The organism is Paracraurococcus ruber, from assembly GCF_004353985.1.
Classification (GTDB): domain Bacteria; phylum Pseudomonadota; class Alphaproteobacteria; order Acetobacterales; family Acetobacteraceae; genus Paracraurococcus; species Paracraurococcus ruber.
This window is the reverse complement of the sequence record NZ_SMOA01000296.1, coordinates 1-6,201: the sequence shown is the minus strand read 5'-3', so window position 1 is coordinate 6,201 and position 6,201 is coordinate 1. Positions and strand designations below refer to the sequence as shown.

General features: G+C 74.2%; 8 protein-coding genes. All 8 read left to right on the top strand.

Features of this window, described 5'->3' with window-relative positions; translation table 11 throughout:
• Positions 1 to 111: 111 nt before the first annotated feature.
• Positions 112 to 405: an SH3-like domain-containing protein gene (locus E2C05_RS35245; protein WP_133222820.1), complete on the top strand. Its 294-nt coding sequence runs from the start codon at positions 112 to 114 to the stop codon at positions 403 to 405.
• Entirely contained in the window at positions 402 to 740 is a 339-nt protein-coding gene (locus tag E2C05_RS35240) for an SH3-like domain-containing protein (RefSeq protein ID WP_133222819.1), read from the top strand. The genes E2C05_RS35245 and E2C05_RS35240 overlap by 4 nt, the downstream gene beginning before the upstream one ends.
• A gap of 49 nt (positions 741 to 789) precedes the next feature.
• Positions 790 to 1,392 carry a nitrile hydratase subunit alpha gene (locus E2C05_RS27360; protein ID WP_133222818.1) on the top strand — a complete coding sequence of 201 codons (603 nt, stop codon included), beginning with the start codon at positions 790 to 792 and terminating at the stop codon, positions 1,390 to 1,392.
• Between the two features lie 22 nt (positions 1,393 to 1,414).
• Positions 1,415 to 1,675, top strand: a complete 261-nt coding sequence (locus E2C05_RS35510) for a TfoX/Sxy family DNA transformation protein (protein WP_133222817.1) — start codon at positions 1,415 to 1,417, stop codon at positions 1,673 to 1,675.
• Positions 1,672 to 3,030 (top strand): MFS transporter, encoded by a 1,359-nt coding sequence (locus tag E2C05_RS27350; RefSeq protein WP_133222816.1) that lies wholly within the window; start codon positions 1,672 to 1,674, stop codon positions 3,028 to 3,030. Before E2C05_RS35510 ends, E2C05_RS27350 begins: the two co-directional genes overlap by 4 nt.
• 720 nt (positions 3,031 to 3,750) lie before the next feature.
• Entirely contained in the window at positions 3,751 to 4,554 is an 804-nt protein-coding gene (locus E2C05_RS27345; RefSeq protein ID WP_133222815.1) for a DUF2272 domain-containing protein, read from the top strand.
• Positions 4,551 to 5,669, top strand: coding sequence for an NADH:flavin oxidoreductase/NADH oxidase (locus E2C05_RS27340; RefSeq protein WP_133222814.1), 1,119 nt, complete (start codon positions 4,551 to 4,553; stop codon positions 5,667 to 5,669). The genes E2C05_RS27345 and E2C05_RS27340 overlap by 4 nt, the downstream gene beginning before the upstream one ends.
• A gap of 125 nt (positions 5,670 to 5,794) precedes the next feature.
• Positions 5,795 to 6,091 carry a DUF1330 domain-containing protein gene (locus E2C05_RS27335; protein ID WP_133222813.1) on the top strand — a complete coding sequence of 99 codons (297 nt, stop codon included), beginning with the start codon at positions 5,795 to 5,797 and terminating at the stop codon, positions 6,089 to 6,091.
• Positions 6,092 to 6,201 lie beyond the last annotated feature (110 nt).

Sequence of the window (6,201 nt, the reverse complement as noted above, 5' to 3'; positions counted from 1 at the left end):
GGCGGACGACCCGGCCGCGGGTGCCCGGCCCGCGGCCGGCGAAGCCCCGGCCGGCGGAGCCGCCGCGCCCCGCTGGACGCGGCGGGGCGGGCGGCCTTAGCCTGCCATCCCATGAGCGACGCCGACCCCACCCCCGCCATCCACGACATGGGCGGCCTCAGCCGCTTCCGCTGCAGCCCGGTCGAGCGCGACGAGGCGCCGCCCGACGCATTCGGCAAGCGGGTGGACGCGCTGCGCCAGGTGCTGGCGGCGAAGAAGCTGATGACGGTGGACGAGCTGCGGCGCGGGATCGAGGCGATCCCGGAGCCCGAGTATTTCGCGCTGACCTACTACGAGCGCTGGCTCACCTCGCTGTCCAGCATCATGGTCGAGAAGGGCCTGGTCGCGCCGGAGGACCTGGCATGAGCGGCCCCTCGGGCGGCGCGGTCGCCGGCGCCCGCTTCGCCGCCGGCGACCGGGTGCGGGTGCGGGACGACTGGCCGGAGCGGCGCGGCCCCTGCCACATCCGCACGCCGCACTACCTGCGCGGCCGCATCGGCCGGGTGCAGGCGGTGCTGGGCGCCTTCCCGAACCCGGAGGACCTGGCCTTCGCCCGGCCGGCGCCGGTCCGCCCGCTCTACCACGTCCTGTTCGACCAGCCGCCGATCTGGCGGGAAGGCGCCGAGGGCGACACCGTGCTGGTCGAGATCTTCGAGCATTGGCTCGACCCCGATACCGAGCAGGAGCCGAAGGCCGCATGACCAGGCCCGCCCATCGACGCGCCGTCGCGTCCCGCCGCCGGGGCGCCGCATGAGCGCGCCCGCCCGCCCCGAGAGCCTGGCGAAGCTCGAGAAGCTGCTGGCCGCGCTGGCGGCCAGGGGCATCGTCAGCGCCGCCGACCTGGACGAGGCGCAGGCGCGGACCGACCGCGCCTCCCCCGAGATCGGCGCCCGCATGGTCGCCCGCGCCTGGCTGGACCCGGACTGGCGCGCGCTGCTGCTGCGCGACGGCGCCCAGGCCGCCGAGCAGATGGGCGTGTCCATGGCCGGCGCGCCGCCGCTCGGCGTGCTGGAGGACAAGTCGGGGCTGCATCACCTGGTCGTCTGCACCCTGTGCTCCTGCTACCCGCGCGCCGTGCTGGGCTACCCGCCGAGCTGGTACAAGAGCTTCGAGTACCGCTCGCGCGCGGTGCGGGAGCCGCGGGCGGTGCTGGCGGAATGGGGCACGGTGTTGCCGCCGGGGACCAAGATCCGCGTGGTGGACAGCACGGCCGACTACCGCTGGATGGTGCTGCCGGAACGCCCGGCGGGGACCGAGGGCTGGTCGGAGGACCGGCTGGCGGCCCTGGTGACCCGCGACGCGCTGGTCGGCGTGGCGCTGCCGCAGGCGCCGGTCGCGGCCGCCGCGGAGTAGCGTGCCGCCCGGCACGGCGGGAATGACGGCGCTGCGCAACCTCGGCCCGCGCGGCGCCCAACGGCTTCGGGAGGACGGCATCCAGACCATCGGCGAGACGCGCGCCATCGGCGCCGTCGCGGGCTACCATCGCGTGCGCGTCCGCCGGCCCGGCGTATCCCGCACCTTGCCCCGGGCGCCCTTGCTCCGGGCCCCCTTAGCCGGGCGCGCCGGCCGGGGCCGGCGCAGCCCGACACCCGCCGGAAAGGCCCCGCCCGCCGCCGCCTTGCCGCCGCGCCCGTGAGCCCGCCCGCCCCCGCCGCCGAGCAGGACGGCCTGCCGATGCCGCGCCGCGCCTGGGCGGTGGTCGCGGTGTCGGTCTCCATCGCCATCACCGTGCTCGACAGCGCCATGATCAACGTGGCGCTGCCGGGCGTCGCCCGCAGCCTCGGCATCACCCCGGCGGCGGCGACCTGGCTGCTGAATGCCTACCAGCTGACGGTGGTGACGACGCTGCTGCCGCTGGCCTCGCTGGGGGAGAAGCTCGGCTTCCGCCCGGTCTTCGTGGTGGGGTTCGGGGTGTTCGGCGTGGCCTCGCTCGGCTCCGCCCTCGCACCCGATTTCGGCACGCTGCTGGCCTGCCGGGTGGCGCAGGGCCTCGGCGCCTCCGCCGTGATGAGCCTGACGGCGGGGCTGATCCGGACGATCTATCCCTTCCGCATGCTCGGCCGCGCCATCGGGATCAACGCGACGGTGGTGGCGATCTCCGGCGCCTCGGCGCCGTCGCTGGCGGCGGCGATCCTGACGGTCGCGCCCTGGCAGGCGCTGTTCGCCTTCCATGTGCCGATCTGCCTGGTCGGGATGCTGGTGGGCTGGTGGGCGCTGCCGGACACGCCCGGCACGCGCCGGCCCTTCGACTGGGCGAGCGCGGTGCTGAACGTGCTGACCTTCGGCCTGTTCTTCCTGGGCGTGGACCTAGTCTTCGCGGTGCCGATCCCGGCGACGCTGCTGATCGCGGGCGGGATCGGCGCCGGCGTGCTGCTGGTGCGGCGGCAATTGTCGCAGCCGGCGCCGCTGCTGCCGGTGGACCTGCTGCGGATCCGGGCGATCGCCTTCTCGGTCGCGGCGTCGGTCTGCGCCTTCTCCGCCTGGTACACCAGCCATGTCTCGCTGCCCTTCCTGCTGCAGGGGGCAGGCATCAGCCAGGGCGGCACCGGGCTGATCATGACGCCCTGGCCGCTGGGCATGGCCTTCGGCGCGCCGCTGGCCGGGCGGCTGTCCGACCGCATCCCGACGGCGCGGCTCTGCATGGGCGGGATGGCGGCGATGGTGGTCGGGCTCGGCCTGGTGGCCAGCCTGCCGCTGCTGGGCAACGGGCTGGTGATCGGCGGGCTGATGATGCTGTGCGGCGCCGGGTTCGGCTTCTTCTCCACGCCGAACAACCGGACGATGATCGGGTCCGCCCCCAAGGCGCGGGCGGGCGGCGCCGGCGGCATGCAGGCGACGGCGCGGCTGCTGGGCACGACGCTGGGCACCACGGTGGTGGGGCTGTGCTTCCAGGTCTACGGGACCGATGGCGCGCGGGTGGCGATGCTGGCCGGGATCGGCTTCGCGCTCGCGGCGGGGCTGCTGAGCCTGGCGCGGTCCCGCGCCGCCTGACGGCGACGCGGCGCCGGGCGGGGCCCGGCCGGCGGGCAAAAAAAGGGGGCCGATGGTTGCCCACCGGCCCCGAGTGGTGATGCGGGCACCCGACCCCAGGTCGCGGCACCCAATCACTGGGAGGAGACGTCCAAGGCATCGCCTGAACGCATACAATGTGCCTCACTCACCTGTGAGTGACAAGCACAATCTCACGTCTTTGCGAAGAATCCTGTTTGGCCGGCCGGGCCGTCGAGGTCGGGCAAGGGGCTTCCGTTCGTTCCAAGCCAGTCCAGCCAAGGACTTCCGGGAAGTCCGCTGGCCCGGCGGCGCGCCGGATGCCGCCATCGCATCGGCGGCGGGCACCCATGGGACTGATGCGAAAACGCATAAAAAAAGGGCCGGTGGTTGCCCACCGGCCCGAGTGGTGACCGGAACGCCCGACCCCAGGCCGCGGCGCTCAATCACTGGGAGGAGACGTCCAAGGCATCGCCTGAACGAGAAAAGGTATACGATCCTCACGCTCACGTGAGGATGTCTGGAATATAAAATCCAGGACATGTTGGCGGCAGGGACTTGACCGGTGGCGTCCGGTGGCGACGCCGGCTGCCGCCGCGCCGGACCCGGCGAAGGCCCAACAGCGTCCGGCGCGCAGGCCATGCCGCGCGGCACCGCCCGTCCCGGCGGCAACGGCAGCGGCGCGGCGTTCAGGCCTGGCCGCAAACCGTATAGACCTGCCGCATGCGCCGCGCCGGCCTCGCCCTGCTGCCCCTGCTCCTCCTCCTCGGCTGCGCCGCCCCGCCGGCGGCGCCCGAGCCGCCGCTGCCCTATCCGCCATCGGCGCGGGAGAGGCTGCTGCGGGTCGCACTGGCGGAATGGGCGGAGTGGGGCGGCATCACCGTCGCCGCGGGCGCCCGGCCGCCCTCGACCCGGGCGGAGAGCGACCCGGCGAATTTTCCCCGCGTCCTCGCCTATTGGCGGGCGGTGCCGGAGGATGAGGGCGCCATCGCGCTGAACCGCCGCCGCTTTGCCGCGGCGCTGGCCCGCCAGCCGGGCGGGGAGGCGCTGTGGCAGGACCCCTACTGGTCCGCCGCCTTCATCTCCTGGCTCATGCAGGCGGCGGGGGTGGACCGGCGGGAATTCCCGCCCTCGGCGGCGCATGCGGCCTATGTGGACGCGCTGATCCGCGACGCCGCGCTGTTCCCCGCCACCGCGCCCTTCCTGCCGCGCAGCCCGGGGGAGGTGCCGCCGCAGCCGGGCGACCTGCTCTGCGCCGATCGCGGCCGCACCCCGATCCAAGACTGGCGGCAGCGCGCCGCCGATGCTGGCCGCTTCCGGCCGATGCATTGCGACATCGTGGTGGCGGCGGGGCCGGGCTGGGTGGACGCCATCGGCGGCAACGTCCTGGATGCGGTCACCCGCACCCGTTTCCCGGCCGACGCATCCGGCTATCTTCTGCCGGCACCCCCGGGCGCGCCGGTGTTCTTCGCCATCCTCGAGAACCGCCTCGGGCGCCTGTTCCCCTGGAGAGAGACGACCCCATGACCGACCTGTTCGAGCCGCTGACCCTGCGCGGCGTCACCCTGAAGAACCGCATCGGCGTCTCGCCCATGTGCATGTATTGCTGCGGCGGCGACGGCAAGCCGACCGAGTGGCACCTGCAGCACCTGCTCTCCCGCGCGGTCGGCGGCGCCGCGCTGGTGATGACCGAGGCGGCGGCGGTGACGCCGGAAGGGCGCATCTCGCCGGACGATCTCGGCCTCTGGGGCGAGGAGCACCTGCCGGGCCACGCCCGCCTCGCCGCCGGCATCGCCGCGATGGGCGCGGTGCCGGCCATCCAGCTCGCGCATGCCGGGCGCAAGGCCAGCCGCAACGCGCCCTGGGTGCATGGGCCCGCGCCGGCCGAGAAGGGCTGGACGCCGCTCGCCCCCTCGGCCGAGGCCTTCGACACCTATGCCGTGCCGCAGGCGATGACCGAGCCGGAGATCCTGGCCAGCATCGCCGCCTTCGCCACCGCGGCGAAGCGCAGCATCCAGGCCGGCTACCGCTTCATCGAGCTGCATGCGGCGCATGGCTATCTCGGCCACCAATTCCTCTCGCCGCTGTCCAACCGCCGCAACGATGCCTGGGGCGGCGATTTCGACGGCCGCGCCCGCTTCGTGCTGGAGATGACGAAGGCGGTCCGCGCGGTGATGCCGGACGAGGTGCCGCTCTGCGTCCGCGTCTCCCACACCGATTGGGTGGAGGGCGGCTGGACGACCGAGGAGACGGTCGAGCTGTCCCGCCGGCTGAAATCGCTGGGGGTGGACATGGTCGATGTCTCCTCCGGCGGGCTGCACCCGGCGCAGAAGATCGCGCTCGGCCCCGGCTACCAGGTGCCGGGCGCCGCGGCGGTGAAGTCCGGTGCCGGCATCCCGGTGGCGGCGGTCGGCATGATCACCGAGCCGGAGCACGCCCAGCAGATCCTGACCGAGGGCAAGGCCGACCTGATCCTGCTGGCCCGCGCCCTGCTGCGCGACCCCTACTGGCCGCTGCACGCCGCGGCCAAGCTCGGCCGGACGGAGGCGCTGCCGGTGCCGCCGCAATACGAGCGGGGCTGGATGACGCTGGGCAAGATGACGAAGGAGGATTCCATCGCGGCGGCGATGCCGGCACTGTAGCCGGGATCGAGGGGGCGCTGCCCCCTCGCTCACCCCCGCCGGGGGGTCAGGCGACCCCCCGGACGGCGGATGAGAGTCGAGGAGGCTCCGCCCCCTCGGTCACCCCGGCCGGAGTCCGACGCGCCATGCCCGCCTATCTCATCGCCAATATCCGCGTGAAGGACCCGGCGAAATTCGCCGAGTACCGCGACAAGGTCGCGCCGATGATCGCCCGGCATGGCGGCCGCTACCTGGTCCGCGGCGGCGCGGTCACGCCAGTGGAGGGCACGCCCGGGCTGGAACGCGTGGTCATCCTGGAATACCCGGACATGGCGACGCTGAAGGCCTTCTACCACAGCGCCGAATACGCCCCGCTGATCGCGCTGCGGCAGGCGGCGAGCGACGGGGATGTTGCGCTGATCGAGGGCCATCTTCCCGGCTGACCCGGCCCGGCTGACCCGGCGCCGATCGCGGCGGGCCGTGCATGGCCCGCCGCGCGACGCCGCCCTGCCAGGCCGCGGCGACCGCGCTGCGGCGCCCGGCGTCGGGCGCC

Excerpts from the sequence above, each read along its gene's own strand:
- E2C05_RS27360 (WP_133222818.1), top strand. The coding sequence starts at position 790 with ATGAGCGCGCCCGCCCGCCCCGAGAGCCTGGCGAAGCTCGAGAAGCTG.
- E2C05_RS27340 (WP_133222814.1), top strand. The coding sequence starts at position 4,551 with ATGACCGACCTGTTCGAGCCGCTGACCCTGCGCGGCGTCACCCTGAAG.
- E2C05_RS35240 (WP_133222819.1), top strand. The coding sequence starts at position 402 with ATGAGCGGCCCCTCGGGCGGCGCGGTCGCCGGCGCCCGCTTCGCCGCC.
- E2C05_RS27335 (WP_133222813.1), top strand. The coding sequence starts at position 5,795 with ATGCCCGCCTATCTCATCGCCAATATCCGCGTGAAGGACCCGGCGAAA.
- E2C05_RS35510 (WP_133222817.1), top strand. The coding sequence starts at position 1,415 with ATGACGGCGCTGCGCAACCTCGGCCCGCGCGGCGCCCAACGGCTTCGG.
- E2C05_RS27345 (WP_133222815.1), top strand. The coding sequence starts at position 3,751 with ATGCGCCGCGCCGGCCTCGCCCTGCTGCCCCTGCTCCTCCTCCTCGGC.
- E2C05_RS35245 (WP_133222820.1), top strand. The coding sequence starts at position 112 with ATGAGCGACGCCGACCCCACCCCCGCCATCCACGACATGGGCGGCCTC.